The sequence below is a fragment of the Pseudarthrobacter sp. CCNWLW207 genome (assembly GCF_037203945.1).
GTDB lineage: Bacteria > Actinomycetota > Actinomycetes > Actinomycetales > Micrococcaceae > Arthrobacter.
The window spans coordinates 92,976-109,604 of the sequence record NZ_JBBCBS010000008.1 but is presented as its reverse complement, the minus strand read 5'-3'; the positions used below and the strand labels follow the sequence as shown (position 1 = coordinate 109,604).

At 66.3% G+C, this 16,629-nt stretch carries 15 protein-coding genes; 11 read left to right on the top strand and 4 right to left on the bottom strand.

All coding sequences use genetic code 11. From position 1 onward, the window contains the following. Positions 1-24: 24 nt before the first annotated feature. From nagB to V9L17_RS15190, 3 genes are read right to left on the bottom strand one after another with little or no spacing between them, the layout of a single operon-like run. Positions 25-837, bottom strand: coding sequence for a glucosamine-6-phosphate deaminase (nagB, locus tag V9L17_RS15200; protein ID WP_337352047.1), 813 nt, complete (start codon positions 835-837; stop codon positions 25-27). Continuing rightward, positions 818-2,173 (bottom strand): N-acetylglucosamine-6-phosphate deacetylase, encoded by a 1,356-nt coding sequence (locus V9L17_RS15195; RefSeq protein ID WP_337352046.1) that lies wholly within the window; start codon positions 2,171-2,173, stop codon positions 818-820. Before V9L17_RS15195 ends, nagB begins: the two co-directional genes overlap by 20 nt. Next, positions 2,163-3,416 (bottom strand): PTS transporter subunit EIIC, encoded by a 1,254-nt coding sequence (locus V9L17_RS15190; RefSeq protein WP_337347402.1) that lies wholly within the window; start codon positions 3,414-3,416, stop codon positions 2,163-2,165. The genes V9L17_RS15195 and V9L17_RS15190 overlap by 11 nt, the downstream gene beginning before the upstream one ends. 186 nt (positions 3,417-3,602) lie before the next feature. On the opposite strand from V9L17_RS15190, the gene V9L17_RS15185 reads away from it, so the two are divergent. From V9L17_RS15185 to V9L17_RS15165, 5 genes are all read left to right on the top strand, one after another. Then, the gene (locus tag V9L17_RS15185) at positions 3,603-3,833 is read left to right on the top strand and encodes a PTS glucose/sucrose transporter subunit IIB (RefSeq protein WP_337347403.1); all 231 of its coding nucleotides are present in this window, start codon (positions 3,603-3,605) and stop codon (positions 3,831-3,833) included. Then, complete coding sequence (locus V9L17_RS15180; RefSeq protein ID WP_337352045.1) at positions 3,830-4,354, top strand: PTS sugar transporter subunit IIA; 525 nt, start codon at positions 3,830-3,832, stop codon at positions 4,352-4,354. The genes V9L17_RS15185 and V9L17_RS15180 overlap by 4 nt, the downstream gene beginning before the upstream one ends. A gap of 5 nt (positions 4,355-4,359) precedes the next feature. Beyond that, positions 4,360-5,079, top strand: a complete 720-nt coding sequence (locus tag V9L17_RS15175; protein WP_337352044.1) for a GntR family transcriptional regulator — start codon at positions 4,360-4,362, stop codon at positions 5,077-5,079. Between the two features lie 54 nt (positions 5,080-5,133). Next, the gene (locus V9L17_RS15170) at positions 5,134-7,047 is read left to right on the top strand and encodes an alpha-amylase family glycosyl hydrolase (RefSeq protein WP_337352043.1); all 1,914 of its coding nucleotides are present in this window, start codon (positions 5,134-5,136) and stop codon (positions 7,045-7,047) included. Positions 7,048-7,152: 105 nt separating this feature from the next. Continuing rightward, on the top strand, positions 7,153-8,010 hold the full coding sequence (locus tag V9L17_RS15165; protein ID WP_337352042.1) for a prephenate dehydratase: 858 nt from the start codon (positions 7,153-7,155) through the stop codon (positions 8,008-8,010). Here V9L17_RS15165 and V9L17_RS15160 read toward each other — a convergent pair. Next, on the bottom strand, positions 7,992-9,923 hold the full coding sequence (locus V9L17_RS15160) for an FAD-binding monooxygenase (protein ID WP_337347408.1): 1,932 nt from the start codon (positions 9,921-9,923) through the stop codon (positions 7,992-7,994). The genes V9L17_RS15165 and V9L17_RS15160 overlap by 19 nt on opposite strands. Before the next feature lie 224 nt (positions 9,924-10,147). On the opposite strand from V9L17_RS15160, the gene V9L17_RS15155 reads away from it, so the two are divergent. From V9L17_RS15155 to V9L17_RS15130, 6 genes are read left to right on the top strand one after another with little or no spacing between them, the layout of a single operon-like run. Then, positions 10,148-11,650, top strand: coding sequence for a fumarylacetoacetate hydrolase family protein (locus V9L17_RS15155; protein WP_337352041.1), 1,503 nt, complete (start codon positions 10,148-10,150; stop codon positions 11,648-11,650). Further along, complete coding sequence (locus V9L17_RS15150) at positions 11,643-12,335, top strand: GntR family transcriptional regulator (protein WP_337352040.1); 693 nt, start codon at positions 11,643-11,645, stop codon at positions 12,333-12,335. Before V9L17_RS15155 ends, V9L17_RS15150 begins: the two co-directional genes overlap by 8 nt. A gap of 43 nt (positions 12,336-12,378) precedes the next feature. Then, positions 12,379-13,893: a 5-carboxymethyl-2-hydroxymuconate semialdehyde dehydrogenase gene (gene hpaE / locus V9L17_RS15145; RefSeq protein ID WP_337352039.1), complete on the top strand. Its 1,515-nt coding sequence runs from the start codon at positions 12,379-12,381 to the stop codon at positions 13,891-13,893. Between the two features lie 29 nt (positions 13,894-13,922). Continuing rightward, positions 13,923-15,005 (top strand): 3,4-dihydroxyphenylacetate 2,3-dioxygenase, encoded by a 1,083-nt coding sequence (gene hpaD, locus V9L17_RS15140; protein ID WP_337352038.1) that lies wholly within the window; start codon positions 13,923-13,925, stop codon positions 15,003-15,005. 3 nt (positions 15,006-15,008) lie between these two features. Continuing rightward, entirely contained in the window at positions 15,009-15,794 is a 786-nt protein-coding gene (gene hpaH / locus V9L17_RS15135) for a 2-oxo-hept-4-ene-1,7-dioate hydratase (protein WP_337352037.1), read from the top strand. After that, positions 15,779-16,594 (top strand): HpcH/HpaI aldolase family protein, encoded by an 816-nt coding sequence (locus V9L17_RS15130; RefSeq protein ID WP_337352036.1) that lies wholly within the window; start codon positions 15,779-15,781, stop codon positions 16,592-16,594. The genes hpaH and V9L17_RS15130 overlap by 16 nt, the downstream gene beginning before the upstream one ends. The last annotated feature ends 35 nt before the right edge of the window (positions 16,595-16,629 follow it).

Genomic DNA, 16,629 nt, shown 5'->3' with positions numbered 1-16,629 from the left:
GCTCAGTTCCTTAATGCGGCAGCCCTAATGCAGCGCCGGTTCCTGCATCCACGGCCTGGTGGGCGTCTGGCCGAGATGGTCGTTGAACTCCTGGGCTTCGCGGTAGTACTCGAGCATGGAGAGCCGGGACGCGGCCGCGGGGTCCAGGAGGATCACTGCCCTGCGGTGAAGCTGCAGCACCGACGCCGGGCAGTTGGCGCTGACCGGGCCCTCCACCATTGCCTGGACGGCGGCGGCCTTGTTCTCTCCCATCGCCACCAGAACCGCCAGTTTCGCCTCACGGATGGTTCCCAAACCCTGGGTGAGGCACAGCCGCGGCACGTCGCCGTCGGGGAAGAACCGCGCGTTGTCGGCCCGGGTGGCCCCCGCCAGGGTCTTCACCCGGGTCCGTGAGGCAAGGGACGACGTCGGCTCGTTGAACCCGATGTGGCCGTTGGCCCCGATGCCCAGGATCTGGATGTCCACTCCGCCGGCGGTGGCGATCGCCGCGTCGTAGCGCTCGGCCTCGGCCACCAGGTCCGCGGCGTCCCCCTGCGGGGTGAACAACCGTTCAAGGGGCAAGTCCACGTGGTCAACGAACTCCCGGCGGATGGTGGTGCAGTACGACTGTTCGTGGTCCTTCGGCAGCCCGGCATATTCATCCAGCGTGAAGCCGGTGACCTGGCTGAAGCTGAGCCGTTCCTCGCGGTGCCGCCGGATCAGCTCCTGGTACGTGGAACTCGGCGAGCCCCCGGTGGCCAGTCCCAGGACGGCCGGACCCTGCCGGACCCTCGCCTCGATGATGTCTGCCGCCCGGGCTCCTACGTGGTCCGTGGACTCACACAGAACTATCTGCACGGTCATTCCTTTCCTGCGTTTGTGGTGTGCCTGCCCGATAGGCCTGCACGAGTTCAAGTTCGTCGGTGGCTGCCAGGACGTCGGCCCGGTATCCCGCGGCGATGGCTCCCACCTGACGGGCGCCTGGGCTGTCGAGGCCCATCAGCCGGGCCGGAGTGGACGTCGCGGCGGCCACCGCGTCTGCGAGCGGGATCCCCCATTCAACGCAACGGCGGACGTTTTCCAGCAGGAAGCTCGTGGCTCCCGCGATCGCTCCGGGCTCCTCCTCGTCGGCAGCAACTGCCCCTTGCGCCGGCAACAGCCGTGCCACCCGGTCCTGGACAAGCACGTCCAGGCTGCCGAGGGTGTAGTGCCCGTCGGACATACCCGCCGCGGCCATCGCGTCCGTGATGAGGGCAATCGAGCGGGGCCCCACCAGGCCGAAGACCATCCGCACGATTTCCGGGTCCAGGTGCACGCCGTCGGCAATAAGCTCCAGCACCATCTGCCCGGGCGACTGTTCGGCAGCCTGCAGCATCACCGCGACCGGCCCGGCCGCCCGGTGGCCCAGCGGCGGCATCCGGTTGAACAGGTGCGTGGCTGACCACGGGCCTGCCTGGCCGGCGCCAGCGCCAGCATCAGCCGCAGGACGAGCCCCTCTACCGAGCCCACCGCCGGCAACACCCGATAGGACTTCCCGGGTCTGCGCCGCGGTGGCATTGGTGTGGCCCAGCGAGGGCACCACGCCGTAGTCACGGCAGAGCCGCACCAACTCATGAAAATGAGGGGTCTCCGGGGCGAGGGTCAGAGACCGTACCGTCCCACGCCCCGCCTCCAGCCATTGCTTCAGGAGAGCCGGGTCGCCGTCGATAATCGCCGCGGGGTCCTGTGCCCCGCACATGCTCTTGGTGATGAACGGCCCTTCCAGGTGCAGGCCGGCCAGGGTGCCGTCCTGCACGAGGTCCCGCAGCACCGCAATTTGTTCCAGCAGCACGCTGGACGGCGCCGACACGAGCGAGGCAAGGACCGACGTCGAGCCTTCCGCGGCGTGATGGGCCGCGGCCAGCCGGGCCCCCTCAACGTCCGCGGAGAACGTGTGCCCCACGGCACCGTGGCAGTGCACATCCACGAGCCCGGGCAGGATCAGCGGCACCTGCCGGATGTCGGCGTCGAAAGTTTCCGGCAGGTCCGACGTCGGGCCGCACCACTGGATGGTCCCGCCGGCCATCACCACAGTGCCGTCGTCAATCACGGGATCCCCGGGGAGGCCGGTGACGAGGCGGCCCCGCAGCCCCACCCCGCCGCCGGAGCCGCCGGAGCCGTCCGAGCTTATGGCCGACGAAAAATCAGCTTGCATCGGCTTTGGCCATGGAGCCGTTCTCGTCGGTTTCGTCTTCGCGGCCCATGGTGCGCAGGTTCCAGCGGCGGATCACAAAGCGGAACACCACGTAGTAGATGGCGGCGTAGACCAACCCAATGGGGATCAGCCACAGCGGATTTTGCGCGATGCCAAAGTTGAGGACGTAGTCGATGGCCCCGGCGGAGAACCCGAATCCGTGGTGGATTCCCAGGAAGTTGACCAGCATCATGGACGTTCCGGTCAGGAAGGCGTGGACGATGTACAGCGGCCAGGCCACGAACATAAACGAGAACTCGAGCGGTTCGGTGATGCCGGTGAGGAACGCGGTGAGGCCGGTGGAGAGCATCACGCCGCCCACGATCTTCCGCTGTGACGGCTTGGCTTCCTGCCAGATGGCCAGGGCGGCGGCGGGCAGGGCAAACATCATGATGGGGAAGAAGCCGGTCATAAAGACGCCGGCAGTCGGGTCGCCGGCGAAGAACCGGTTCAGGTCACCGTGGGCGCCGTTGTAGTCGCCGATGATGAACCACACGATGGAGTTCAGGATGTGGTGCAGGCCCAGCGGGATCAGCAGCCGGTTCAGGGTGCCGTAGACGCCGCTGCCCACCACGGTGTTGTCAGCCACGGTGTTGCCCACGGCGGTGAGGCCGGTGTTGAAGTACGGGTAGATCAAGGCCATCACCACGCCGATGACGATCGCGGCGAAGGACGTCAGGATGGGCACCAGCCGGCGGCCGGCGAAGAAGCCCAGCCAGTCCGGCAGGGTGGTGCGGTGGAAGCGCTGCCAAAGCAACGCCGTCGTCAGGCCCATCACGATGCCGGCCAGCACGCCGTAGTTGATGACCGGATCCTTGCCGCCCTCGGGCGCGGCACCCAGCACGAGCGGTGCCATCACCTTGAAGACGTTGGTCAGGACCAGGTATCCGACGACGGCGGCGAGGGCCGTGGATCCGTCACCTTTCTTGGCGAAACCAAAGGAGATGCCGACGGCGAAGAGCAGCGGCAGGTTCTCGAACAGGGCACCGCCGGCGGCGCCGATGACCTGCGCGACCGTGGTCAGGGATTCGAACCTGCCCAGAAGGTCGTCCTGACCCAGGCGCAGCAGGAGTGCGGCCGCGGGGAGGGCAGCGATGGGCAGCATCAGGCTGCGGCCGAAGCGCTGCATGTTCTGCAGGGCCTTGCCGCTGCCCTTGGTCTTGCCCGGCGCCGGCGCGCCCGCTGTGGGATTTTCCGTGGTCATGATGTTCCTCGTCTCGAAGAAGGTGGTGCTTGTGCGGGGATGCTTGTTTCAGTAGAGTCTTGCTAACTGGTTATAACCAGTGACAACCATCACTGTGAAGGGCGCCGGCCTCAGTTGTCAACCTCAAGCTTCAAATTGGCTTCTGGAACCGCCGCCTTTCACCGCTTACCAACACCGGGAGTGGACATGTCCAAAGCTGAAATCATCCTCGCCGCCCTTGGCGGCGCAGAAAACGTCGAAGAGATCGAAGGGTGCATCACCCGCCTGCGTACCGAAGTGGTGGACGCAGGCCGCGTGGACGAGGCTGCCCTCAAGGCCGCCGGCGCCCACGGCGTCATGATGTCCGGCACGGTGGTCCAGGTAGTTGTGGGCCCCGAAGCCGAGAGCCTGGCCGAAGACATCCAGGACCTGATGTGAGCACGGCAGAAGTGGGCAGCCCTGACGTGAACACCCCGGAAGCAGCGACGGAAGCACCCGCCATCAGCGTCGCATCCCCCCTGCCCGGCCGGCTCATCCCGCTCAGTGAAGTGCCGGACCCGGTGTTCGCCAAGGGTCTGGTGGGCGGCGGCGCCGCCGTGATCCCCGACGACGACGCCGGCGTGGTCACCGCCGTCGCACCGCTGGACGGCAAGGTGGTCAAGGTCATGCCGCACGCCTACATCGTCCAGCACGCCTCCGGCCCTGCCGTTTTGGTCCACGTCGGCATCGACACCGTGGGACTGAAGGGCGAAGGCTTTACGGTGATCGCCCAGAAGGGCGACCAGGTCCGCGCCGGCGATCCCATGATCACCGTGGACGTGGCCCTGGTCCGGTCCAAGGATCTCAGCATGTGCAGTCCCGTGGTGATCCTGGACAGTGCCGCGGATGCCATCGAACCCCCTGCCACCGGTGGCCGGGTGGAAGCGGGCGCGCACCTGTTCGACCTTCCCGGAAAATAGGAGTCATGGATACAGCAGGGGAACTGAAACACGTCTGGGTCAGAAGGCAACTCCAGGACCTGGTGTCCAGCACTCTGCGGCCCGGCGATGCCCTGCTGGGTGAGCGCCAACTGGAGGAGCAGTTCGGGGTCTCGAGGATCACGGTCCGGCGGGCCATCTCGGACCTGGTCCAGGACGGCGCCCTGGTCCGGATCAAGGGGAAAGGCACCTTCGTCTCCCATGGGCTGGTGCGGTCCACCCTGCATCTGGCCTCGTTCAACGAAGACATGCGGGCAGCCGGCTTTGAGCCCAGCACCCGGGTCATCAACGTGTCCACTGCGATGCCGCCCGCGGCGGCCGCCGAGCATCTGGGGCTGGCTCCGGAAGAGCCTGCCTACCGGGTCCGGCGGCTTCGCCTGGCCAACGGAGCACCGGTCAGCGTGGACGAATCCTGGCTGCCCCCGCGGCTGGTGCCGGACCTGCTCTCCTCGGACCTGACCGGCTCCCTCTACCGGGCTTTGGCCGCCGCAGGACATCCAGTCCAACAGGCAGAACAGACGGTGGAGGCCGCCGCGGCGTCGGAGGAAACGGCTGCCCTGCTGGATATCGGGCCGGGGTCACCCGTCCTGCTGTTCAAGCGGCGGTCCTTCACGGGAACCGACGAGCCCGGCACGCCCATTGAGTACTCCATCTCGACATACCGCTCGGACCGTTACCAGGTATCCATGCGCCTGGCGCTGGGCTGACAGCGGATCCGCCCGGTTGGGGTGGCTGCAGCCGCCGCTGGTAGGTTGGCTTTCATGCATGAAACCGTCGATCTGGAAGAAGCCGCCAAGCAGCACGTCCACAGCGTTTTGGGGGCCGATGACGGCATTCAGCGCGCCGATCCTCACTGGCAGGAGTTTGCTCGGCGGCTGGACGTTCACTTCCCTGATCTGTGCGGGCTGTTCCGTTCGCTGTATGGGACACGGCCTGACTGGCAAGACCAGTTAGGCGCCCTCGTCCTGCAGTGTGCCCGCTCGTGGCAGGAACGTTCTGCGGACCTCAAAGCGCTGGACGCCGAGCGCGAAGGAAACAGCGGCTGGTTCCAGTCCAACCGGATGCTCGGCGGCGTCTGCTATGTGGACAGGTACGCCGACAGCCTGGACGGCATCCGCGACCGGATCCCGTACTTCAAGGAGCTGGGCCTGACCTACCTGCACCTGATGCCGCTGTTCCTGGCACCGGAGCCGTTCTCCGACGGCGGGTATGCCGTTTCCAGCTACCGGGAGGTCAACCCCAAGCTGGGCACCATGGAGCAGTTGCGGGCACTGGCGTCGGAGCTCCGCGAGAATGGCATCTCCCTGGTGGTGGACTTCATCTTCAACCACACGTCCAACGAGCACCACTGGGCCCGCCGCGCCGCCGAAGGGGACCCCGAATACAGCGACTACTTCTGGATCTATCCGGACCGCACCATGCCGGATGCGTTTGAGCAGACCGTCCGGGAAATCTTTCCGGACGACCACCCCGGCTCCTTTGTCCCGCTGCCTGACGGACGGTGGGTCTGGGCCACCTTCCACACCTACCAATGGGACTTGAACTACGCCAACCCGGCCGTGTTCCGCGCCATGGCCGGGGAAATGCTGTTCCTGGCCAACCAGGGCGTGGATATCCTCCGCATGGACGCCGTTGCCTTCATCTGGAAGCAGCTCGGGACCCCGTGTGAGAACCTGCCCGAAGCACACCTGCTGCTGCGTGCCTTCAACGCCGTGTGCCGGCTCGCGGCGCCGTCGTTGCTGTTCAAGTCCGAGGCGATTGTGCACCCGGACGAGGTTGCGCTCTACATCGATCCGGCCGAGTGCCAGCTTTCCTATAACCCGCTGCAGATGGCACTGATTTGGGAGTCGCTGGCGACCCGCAACGTCTCGCTGTTGCAGCAGGCGCTCGAGCGGCGCCACAACATTCCTGACGGCACGTCCTGGGTGAATTATGTCCGCAGCCATGACGACATCGGCTGGACGTTCGCCGACGAGGACGCCGCAGAGCTGGGGATCAACGGCTTTGACCACCGCCGGTTCCTCAACGCCTTTTACGTCAACCGGCACCCCGGCAGCTTCGCCCAGGGCGTGCCGTTCCAGGACAACCCCCGTACCGGTGACTGCCGCATCTCCGGAACCACGGCTTCCCTCTGCGGCTTGGAGGACGATCCGGACCACGCAGTGGGAAGGATCCTGTTGGCCCACTCGGTCGCGTTCAGCACCGGGGGCATCCCGCTCCTTTACCTCGGCGACGAGGTGGGGCAGCTCAATGACTACCAGTACGCCATGGAAGACGGCCACGAGGCTGACAGCCGTTGGGTGCATCGGCCGCACTATCCGGCGGAGCGGTACGCCCGGCGCCACGACCCCGCCACCCCGGAAGGCGCCATCTTCGCCGGGCTGCGGCAAATGATCGAGGTACGCGCAGGGACGCCTGAGCTGGCTGGCACGCGGCTCATCGATTTCCACACCAACGCCCCGGGAGTCCTGGGCTACCAACGCCCTGGCGACGCCGGCACCATTCTTGTCCTCGCGAACTTCGGCGACGGACCGCAGCAGCTTCCGGCGGTGACGTTCTCCGGGTTCTCTGGTGCCGCCGTCGAACTTCTTACGGGTGCTGCGCTCAGCCTGGCCGATGGCGTCACGCTGGCCCCGCACCAGTACCTCTGGCTGCGCGTCTCCCCGGCCGCGTAGCCCTTCCCCAACTAGGTAGCAGCAGATGTCGTTTTCAGCGCTCAAAACGACATCTGCTGCTACCCAGTTGGGCGGGTGGGCGCGGTGCATGACACCATACGGATCATGGCCCAGAAGATTGCGTACCAGGGTGAGCCCGGCGCCAACTCCAATATCGCGTGCAAACAAATGTTCCCCGAGCTGGAAAGCGTCCCCTGCGCCAGCTTCGAGGATGTCTTCGAAGAAGTGTCCAGTGGCGCCGCAGACCTGGCCATGATCCCCATCGAGAACTCGATCGCCGGCCGGGTGGCCGACATCCACACGCTGCTCCCGCATTCCGGGCTGCAGATCGTGGGCGAGTACTTCCTGGCCATCCACTTCGACCTGATGGGGATACCCGGCAGCACCATTGAGGCCGCCACCGAGGTCCACAGCCACATCCACGCCCTGGGCCAGTGCCGCCGTTTGATCCGCGACGCCGGCCTTCGCCCGGTCATTGCCGGCGACACCGCCGGCTCCGCCCGGGAAGTCCGGGAATGGAACGACCCCACTAAGCTGTCCCTCGCACCGCCGCTCGCAGCGGAGCTGTACGGTCTGGAAGTGCTCGCCTCCCGGGTGGAGGACGACCCATCCAACACCACCCGGTTTGTGATCCTGGCCCGCGAAAAGGAATTGCCGGCCCGGGATGAGTTGCCCGGACCGGCAATAACCAGCTTTGTTTTCCGCGTGCGGAACGTCCCCTCAGCCCTCTACAAGGCATTGGGCGGCTTCGCCACCAACGCCGTGAACATGACCCGGCTCGAGAGCTACATGGTGGGCAACGAATTCTCCGCCACGATGTTCATGGCCGATGTGGAAGGCCACCCCGAAGACCTGCCGCTCAGCCTGGCCCTGGAGGAACTGGACTTCTTCACCACGGAAGTGCGGATCCTTGGCGTCTACGCGGCCGCCGAGTACCGGGCGGTTCAGGCCGCGGCCGCCTGACGCCGCTTCAGCAGCGGCGCGAAGAAGTCGGCGAGTTCCGCCGTTGCCGTCAGGGGAAGCACGTTGGCTACGTACTGGTCCGGCCGCACTACCACCACAACTCCGCCGCGGTCCAGGCCGCGGAGCTCGAAAATGTCGGCGTTGGGGTCGGTGCCGAAGACCTTCTCGAGGTAGGTGAGCCGGAAAGGACCCACTGTCGGCTTGAACACCGCCGGAACAGCGTTGATATCGATCTCCGTGTGCGGCTGCTGGTAAATCACCTTTACGTCGAACCACGCGTCGCGGTCAGCGCCCGACGGCGTGGCGGCCAGCGGTGAGTCGGGCGCGTTCGCGATCCACTCGGCAAAGTCCGCGGTGGGCGACGGAGCGCCGTGCTGTTCTGTTCCGGGCTGTCCCGATTCCGGAGCTGCCGAGTCGGCGAAGACATAGATTCGCCACCGCCCGTCCGCCGTGGCATGGTGGCCCAGGTGCATCGGGTTGGTGTCGCAGACCCGCACCACCGGCGCGGACTTGAAGCGTTTGCCGATGGTAAAGCCGGTGGCGAGGTCCTGGTGCTTCGGCTCCGCGACCAGCATGGAGGGTGCGTACTGCGTCATGAAGCCCGCAGGGAACTCGGCCGTGCTGACGTAGAAGTTCTCCAACTCCGTGGGGTCCTCGAACTCTTCAGGCTTCTTCGCCATCAGCGTGGACCACTCCTTGTCGAAGTCGATGAGGTTCTTCGCCACCACCTGGCGCTCCGCGGAGTAGGTGTCCAGCAGGCTTTCCGGGCTGCGGCCCTCAAGGACGTGCCCCAGTTTCCAGCCAAGGTTGAAGCCGTCCTGCATGGAGACGTTCATGCCCTGGCCGGCCTTGGCGCTGTGCGTGTGGCAGGCGTCGCCGGTGATGAACACGCGCGGGGTGCGGCTGCCGCGCTCGTCCGGGAGGACGTCGTCGAACCTGTCCGTCAGGCGGTGGCCCACCTCGTAGACGCTGTGCCAAGCCACGTTTCGGACGTCCAGCGTGTACGGATGCAGGATCGCATTCGCCTTGGCAATGATCTGTTCAATGGTGGTGCTCCGGACTGCGCCATGGTTGTTCGGATCAACCTCGCCAAGGTCCACGTACATGCGGAAGAGGTGGCCGCCTTCGCGCGGGATCAGCAGGATGCTGCCGCCTGAGCCGGACTGGATGGCGCACTTGGTGCGGATGTCTGGGAAGTCGGTGACGGCGAGGACGTCCATGACGCCCCAGGCGTGGTTGGCCTGGTCACCGGCGAGGTGGCACCCGATCGATTCCCGCACTTTGCTCCGCGCTCCGTCGGCACCGACCACGTACTTGGCGCGGACAGTGCGCTCCTTGCCCTCGTTCGGCCCGGAGGTGTGCAGGAGCGTCACGGTGACGGGGTAGTCGCCCTCCCCCGTGACCGTGAGGTTGCGGAACTCGTAGCCGTAGTCGGGGGTCATACGGGTGGGGGAGTTGGCCATGAACTCGGCGAAATAGTCCAGCACGCGGGCCTGGTTCACGATCAGGTGCGGGAACTCGCTGATGCCCGTTTCGTCGTCGACCGCCCGGGCGGCGCGGACAATGCGCGAATGATCTGCGGGGTCCGGCTTCCAGAACGCCATCTCCGTGATGCGGTAGGCCTCGGCGGTGATGCGCTCGGCGAAACCGAAGGCCTGGAAGGTCTCCACGCTGCGGGCCTGGATGCCGTCGGCCTGGCCGATGGCGAGCCTGCCGGCCCGACGCTCCACGATGCGCGTGGTGACGCCGGAGAACTGGGAAAGTTGCGCGGCGGCCAGCATGCCGGCAGGCCCGGAGCCGACGATGAGCACGTCGATTTCGTCGGGAAGTTCGGCGGGACGGTCAATGCCGACGCCGGCGGCCGGCTGGACCCGCGGGTCACCGGATACGTAGCCGTGGTGGTGGAACTGCACGGGATGTCCTCACTTCGTTGTGTGGCTGTATGTCGCCGATCAGATGTTCGATAATAGAATTTTACGTTCGATAATAGAAAAGTGATCCTGTGATCCAGAACTCTACGCCACGTTTGAGGCGCCCGACAAGTGCCAATACCGGGCGAAGGGAAGGTGTTGACGGATGCGGCGGTCCGGGTCCATAGTGATTCGTATACGATTTCGTACTCGATGAGGAGTAGCTCTTGGACCAGGTCACCGACCACCTCCTGGCCGCGGCCCGCAAGGTCATCGCGGTGCATATCAACTACCCCAGCCGGGCAGCCCAGCGCGGCCGCACGCCGGAACAACCCTCCTACTTCCTGAAGCCGCCGTCGTCCCTGGCCACCGGCTCAGAACAAACCCCCTCCATCGTGGAGCGCCCCGCCGGCTGCGAACTCCTCGGCTATGAAGGCGAGATCGCCCTGGTCATCGGAAAGCCCGCCCGCCGGGTCGGGCTGGAGGACGCCTGGAGCCACGTCGAATGGGTGACGGCCAGCAACGACCTCGGCGTCTACGACCTCCGCTACGCGGACAAGGGCTCCAACCTGCGGTCCAAGGGCGGCGACGGCTTCACTCCCGTGGGCCCGGGCCTGATCGCGGCAGACTCGGTGAACCCCGCCGGCCTCCGCATCCGCACCTGGCACAACGGCGAACTCGTCCAGGACGACACCACCGAAGACCTCCTTTTCCCCTTCGCCCGGCTGGTTGCCGACCTGTCCCAGCTGCTCACCCTTGAAGAGGGCGACATCATCCTCACCGGCACCCCGGCCGGGGCTTCCGTCGCCCAGCCGGGCGACGTCGTCGAGGTTGAAGTCAGCACTGTTGAAGTCAGCGCCGGCGCCGTCACCAGCGGCCGGCTGGTCACTCGGGTGGCGGAAGGAACGACGGCGTTTGCGGACTTTGGTGCCCGGCCCAAGACCGATGACGTACAGCGGGAGGAAGCGTACGGTTCGCGGGAAGCGGCGGGCCTTCCGGCAGACGGAACTGCCGCCGTCGGACCTGTCCTCTCCCCGGAGCTGAAGGCCAAACTGGAAAGCGTCTGCACCGCCACCCTGTCTTCGCAGTTGCGCAAGCGGGGCCTCAACAACGTCAGCATCGACGGCCTGACCTCCACCCGGCCGGAGAAGCGGATCGTAGGCCTGGCCCGGACCCTGCGCTACGTGCCCAACCGTGAGGACCTGTTCAAGACCCACGGCGGCGGCTTCAACGCCCAGAAAAAGGCCATCGACTCCGTCAACCCGGGCGAGATCCTGGTCATGGAGGCCCGCGGGGAGAAAGGCACCGGCACCATCGGCGACATCCTGGCCCTCCGAGCCCAGGTCCGCGGAGCCGCGGCCATCATCACCGATGGCGGCGTCCGCGACTTCTCCGCTGTCGCGGCCATGGACATGCCCACCTACTACTCCAACCCCCACCCCGCCGTGCTGGGCCGGCGGCACATCCCGTGGGACACCGACATCACCATCGCCTGTGGCGGCACCACCGTCCAGCCCGGCGACATCATCGTGGCCGATTCCGACGGCATCCTGGTGATCCCGCCGGCCCTCGCCGAGGAACTGGCGGACGACTCCATCGTCCAGGAACGCGAAGAGACGTTCATCGCCGAAATGGTCCAGCAGGGCCACAGCGTGGATGGCCTCTACCCGCTGAACACTGAATGGCGGGCCAAGTACGAGCAATGGGACACGGATAAAGCCGATGACTGAAATAGCCACCGCAGCGGGCACTTCGTCCGGGAACGGGACTGTCGGCAGCAAGTCCGAGCAGGCCTACCAGGCCGTCAAGACCCGGATTGTGGAGGGCACGTACACCCCCGGGTACCGGCTGGTCCTTGCCAAGATCGCCGAGGACCTCGGCGTCAGCGTGGTCCCGGTCCGCGAAGCCATCCGCCGGCTCGAAGCCGAAGGCCTGGTGAAGTTCGAACGGAACGTCGGCGCCACCGTTTCCGGGATCGACCCCACCGAGTACCTCTACACCATGCAGACCCTGAGCATCGTGGAGGGCGCCGCCACAGCGCTGTCCGCCCCGCTCATCGGAGCGGCGGACATCGCCCGGGCCCGTGCGGTGAACGAGGAAATGCGCGAATGCCTCCAGCACTTTGACCCGATCCGTTTTACACGGCTCAACCAGGACTTCCACAGCGTCCTGTTCGAACACTGCCCCAACCCCCACATCCTGGACCTGGTCCACCGAGGCTGGAACCGGCTCGCCTCGCTTCGGTCCTCCGTATTCCGTTTTGTGCCCGGCCGGGCACACAACTCCGTGGACGAACACGAGGCGCTGCTCCGGCTCATCGAGACCGGCGCCGACGCCGACACCATCGAAAAAGCGGCCCGGCTCCACCGCTCCGCCACCCTGGACGCCTACCTGGCCCAGGCCAAAAACCTCTGACCCCTCCCCGGCTAACAGACCGCACAGCAGTAAGGAAACAACAATGACGTTCACTGCCCCGGAAACCAAGACCCACTACATCCCGCAAGAACTCCCCCGCCACATCCAGCACTACATCAACGGCCAGTTCGTTGACTCCGTGGGCGGGAAGACCTTCGATGTCCTGGATCCGGTGTCCAACACCAACTACGCCACTGCCGCGGCGGGCCAGAAAGAAGACATCGACCTCGCTGTCGCCGCCGCCCGCGAAGCGTTCACCAACGGCCCGTGGCCGAAGATGAAGCCCCGCGAACGCGCCCGGATCCTGAACAGGATCGCGGACGCCGTCGAAGCCCAGGAAGAGCGCCTTGCTGAACTGGAAACGTTCGATACCGGCCTTCCCATCACCCAGGCCAAGGGCCAGGCCCTCCGTGCAGCCGAGAACTTCCGGTTCTTCGCGGACCTGATCGTGGCCCAGTTCGACGACGCCATGAAGGTCCCCGGCTCCCAGATCAACTACGTGAACCGCAAGCCGATCGGCGTCGCTGGCCTCATCACGCCGTGGAACACCCCGTTCATGCTGGAGTCCTGGAAGCTCGCCCCGGCCCTGGCCACCGGCAACACCGTGGTCCTCAAACCCGCCGAGTTCACCCCCCTTTCGGCTTCGCTGTGGGCCGCGATCTTCAAGGATGCCGGCCTGCCGGACGGCGTGTTCAACCTGGTCAACGGCCTCGGCGAGGAAGCCGGCGACGCGCTGGTCAAGCACCCGGACGTCCCGCTGATCTCCTTCACTGGCGAGACCACTACGGGCCAGACGATCTTCCGCAACGCCGCTGCGAACCTTAAGGGCCTGTCCATGGAGCTCGGCGGCAAGTCACCGTGCGTGGTGTTCGCCGACGCCGACCTGGACGCCGCGATCGACTCCGCCTTGTTCGGGGTGTTCTCCCTCAACGGTGAACGCTGCACCGCGGGCTCCCGGATCCTCGTCGAACGCGCTATCTACGACGAATTCTGCGAGAAGTACGCGGCCCGGGCCAAGAACATCGTGGTGGGCGATCCCCACGATCCCAAAACCCAGGTAGGTGCCTTGGTCCACCCGGAGCACTACGAGAAGGTGGCCTCCTACGTGGAGATCGGCAAGTCCGAAGGCCGGCTCCTCGCCGGCGGCGGCCGCCCGGACCACCTGCCCGAGGGAAACTACATCGCCCCCACGGTGTTCGCCGACGTCGCCCCTGACGCGCGGATCTTCCAGGAGGAGATCTTCGGCCCCGTCGTGGCCATCACGCCTTTCGAGAACGACGACGAGGCGCTGGCTCTGGCGAACAACACCAAATACGGCCTGGCGGCCTATATCTGGACCCAAAACCTGACCCGCGCGCACAACTTCTCCCAGAACGTGGAAGCCGGGATGGTGTGGCTGAACAGCCACAACGTTCGCGACCTCCGCACCCCGTTCGGCGGCGTCAAGGCCTCGGGCCTCGGCCACGAGGGCGGCTACCGCTCCATCGACTTCTACACCGACCAGCAGGCCGTGCACATCACGCTCGGCTCCGTCCACACGCCCAAATTCGGCGCCTGAGCCACCCCTTTCAAAGAAGAGAGACCATCATGACGAACTTCGTTCCCACCCCCACGGTCCCGGCTCCGGATATTGTCCGCTGCGCCTACATGGAAATCGTGGTCACCGACCTCGCCAAATCCCGCGAGTTCTACGTGGACCTCCTGGGCCTGCACGTGACCGAGGAAGACGAGAACGCGATCTACCTGCGCTCCCTCGAAGAGTTCATCCACCACAACCTGGTGCTCCGCAAGGGACCCATCGCCGCCGTCGCCGCCTTTGCCTACCGGGTGAAGTCCCCCGCCGAGGTGGACGCCGCAGAGGCCTACTACCGCGAGTTGGGCTGCCGGGTGGAGCGCCGCAAGGAGGGCTTCACCAAGGGCATCGGCGATTCCGTCCGCGTCGAGGACCCGCTGGGCTTCCCCTACGAGTTCTTCTACGACGTGGAGCACGTGGAGCGCCTCACCCAGCGCTACGACCTCTACTCCGCCGGGGAACTGGTCCGCCTGGACCACTTCAACCAGGTCACCCCGGACGTCCCCCGCGGCCGCAAATACCTTGAAGACCTCGGCTTCCGGGTCTCGGAGGACATCCAGGATTCCGACGGCGTCACCTACGCGGCGTGGATGCACCGCAAGCAGACCGTCCACGACACCGCCCTCACCGGAGGCAACGGCCCGCGCATGCACCACGTCGCGTTCGCCACGCACGAAAAGCACAACATCATCCAGATCTGCGACAAGATGGGCGCCCTGCGCGTCAGCGACCGGATCGAACGCGGCCCCGGCCGGCACGGCGTTTCCAACGCCTTCTACCTCTACATCCTGGACCCGGACGGCCACCGCATCGAGATCTACACCCAGGACTACTACACCGGCGACCCCGACAACCCCGTCATCACCTGGGACGTCCACGACAACCAGCGCCGCGACTGGTGGGGCAACCCCGTGGTCCCGTCCTGGTACACCGAGGCTTCCTTGGTCCTGGACCTCGACGGCAACCCCCAGCCCGTCGTCGTCCGCGAGGAAAAGTCCGAAATGGCCGTCACCGTGGGCGCCGACGGCTTCTCCTACACCCGCAAGGACGACGCCTCCGGAGACGTCGAAGGGTTCAAGCTCGGGGCGCAGGTCTAGGACATGCTGGACGCGAAGACGATCGAAGCCATCGCCGACGAACTGGTCGAAGCCGGGCGTTCCCGGACTCCGGTGCCCCGGCTGACCGCCCGCTACCCGGAGATGACGGTGGAGGACTCCTATGCCGTGCAGCAGTTCTGGCGGCGGCGGAACGAGGAGGCCGGACGGTCGCTCGTGGGCCGGAAGATCGGCCTCACGTCCAAGGCCATGCAGGCCGCCACCGGCATCACCGAACCGGACTACGGCGCGATCTTTGACGACATGGTGCTCGAAACCGGCTGCTCCGTGCAGTGGGATAAGTACACGCACCCGCGCGTGGAGGTGGAGCTCGCCTTTGTCCTGAAGGATGCGCTCAAGGGCCCCGGCTGCACCATCTTCGACGTCCTGAACGCCACCGACTACGTGGTTCCGGCCCTCGAGATCCTGGACTCCCGGATCGAAATGGAGGGCCGGACCATCGTGGACACCATAGCGGACAACGCCGCGATGGGGGCCATGGTGATCGGCGGCAACCCGGTCAAACCCGACGCCGTTGACCTCCGCTGGGTCTCGGCCATCCTGTACAAAAACCAGACCGTGGAAGAGACCGGCGTCGCCGCCGGCGTCCTGGACCACCCCGCCAACGGGGTGCACTGGCTGGCCAACAAGATCGCAGCCCACGGAGACGGCATGAAAGCCGGCGACATCATCCTCGCCGGCTCCTTTACCCGCCCGCTGTGGGTGTACAAAGGCGATACCGTGCACGCCGACTACGGACCCCTGGGGAGCATCACATGCCGCTTCGAGTAGAAGACACCTTCCGCGATGCTTTGCGGAATCAAAAAGGTGAAGCGGGCCGCCCGCTGGCCGGCATGTGGGTGTGCTCCGGCAGTCCGCTGATCGCCGAACTCTGCGCCGGGTCCGGCCTGGACTGGCTCCTGGTGGACGCCGAACACAGCCCCAACGGCCTCGAATCCATCCTCGCCCAGCTCCAGGCCGTCCACGGCTATCCGGTGCAGGTGATGGTCCGGCCGCCCGTCAATGACACCGTCCTGATCAAGCAGTACCTGGACCTGGGCGTGCAGAACCTGCTCATCCCCATGGTCAACTCCGTCGCCGAGGCCGAGGCAGGGGTGGCCGCCACCCGCTACCCGCCCCACGGAGTCCGCGGCGTAGGTTCAGCCCTCGCCCGCGCCGCCCGCTGGAACCGAATTCCGGACTACCTCGCCAGAGCGTCCGAAACCATCAGCGTCACCGTCCAGATCGAATCCACCGCTGCCGTCGCCGCCGTGGAGAAGATCCTCGCCGTGGAGGGCGTGGACGCCATCTTCCTCGGGCCCTCGGACCTCGCCGCCTCCATGGGGGTGCTGGGACAGCAGGAACACCCGGACGTCCGTGCCGCCGTCGAACACTGCCTCGCCGCCGCCCAGGCTGCCGGGAAACCGGCCGGCGTCAACGCCTTCAACCCCGCCATCGCGCGCAGCTACCTGGCGGCCGGGGCCTCCTTTGTCCTGGTGGGCGCCGACGTCGCCATCCTGGCCCGCGGCTCCGAAGCACTCGCCGCCGAGTTCATCAAGCCAGCCGACGGCGGCTCCCCCATCAGCTATTAGTCACCCTGCTGGGTGGAGGCGTCCGACGGCGGCAC

Excerpts from the sequence above, each read along its gene's own strand:
- V9L17_RS15195 (WP_337352046.1), bottom strand. The coding sequence starts at position 2,173 with ATGCAAGCTGATTTTTCGTCGGCCATAAGCTCGGACGGCTCCGGCGGC.
- V9L17_RS15190 (WP_337347402.1), bottom strand. The coding sequence starts at position 3,416 with ATGACCACGGAAAATCCCACAGCGGGCGCGCCGGCGCCGGGCAAGACC.
- V9L17_RS15185 (WP_337347403.1), top strand. The coding sequence starts at position 3,603 with ATGTCCAAAGCTGAAATCATCCTCGCCGCCCTTGGCGGCGCAGAAAAC.
- V9L17_RS15175 (WP_337352044.1), top strand. The coding sequence starts at position 4,360 with ATGGATACAGCAGGGGAACTGAAACACGTCTGGGTCAGAAGGCAACTC.
- V9L17_RS15170 (WP_337352043.1), top strand. The coding sequence starts at position 5,134 with ATGCATGAAACCGTCGATCTGGAAGAAGCCGCCAAGCAGCACGTCCAC.
- V9L17_RS15165 (WP_337352042.1), top strand. The coding sequence starts at position 7,153 with ATGGCCCAGAAGATTGCGTACCAGGGTGAGCCCGGCGCCAACTCCAAT.
- V9L17_RS15150 (WP_337352040.1), top strand. The coding sequence starts at position 11,643 with ATGACTGAAATAGCCACCGCAGCGGGCACTTCGTCCGGGAACGGGACT.
- hpaE (WP_337352039.1), top strand. The coding sequence starts at position 12,379 with ATGACGTTCACTGCCCCGGAAACCAAGACCCACTACATCCCGCAAGAA.
- hpaD (WP_337352038.1), top strand. The coding sequence starts at position 13,923 with ATGACGAACTTCGTTCCCACCCCCACGGTCCCGGCTCCGGATATTGTC.
- hpaH (WP_337352037.1), top strand. The coding sequence starts at position 15,009 with ATGCTGGACGCGAAGACGATCGAAGCCATCGCCGACGAACTGGTCGAA.
- V9L17_RS15130 (WP_337352036.1), top strand. The coding sequence starts at position 15,779 with ATGCCGCTTCGAGTAGAAGACACCTTCCGCGATGCTTTGCGGAATCAA.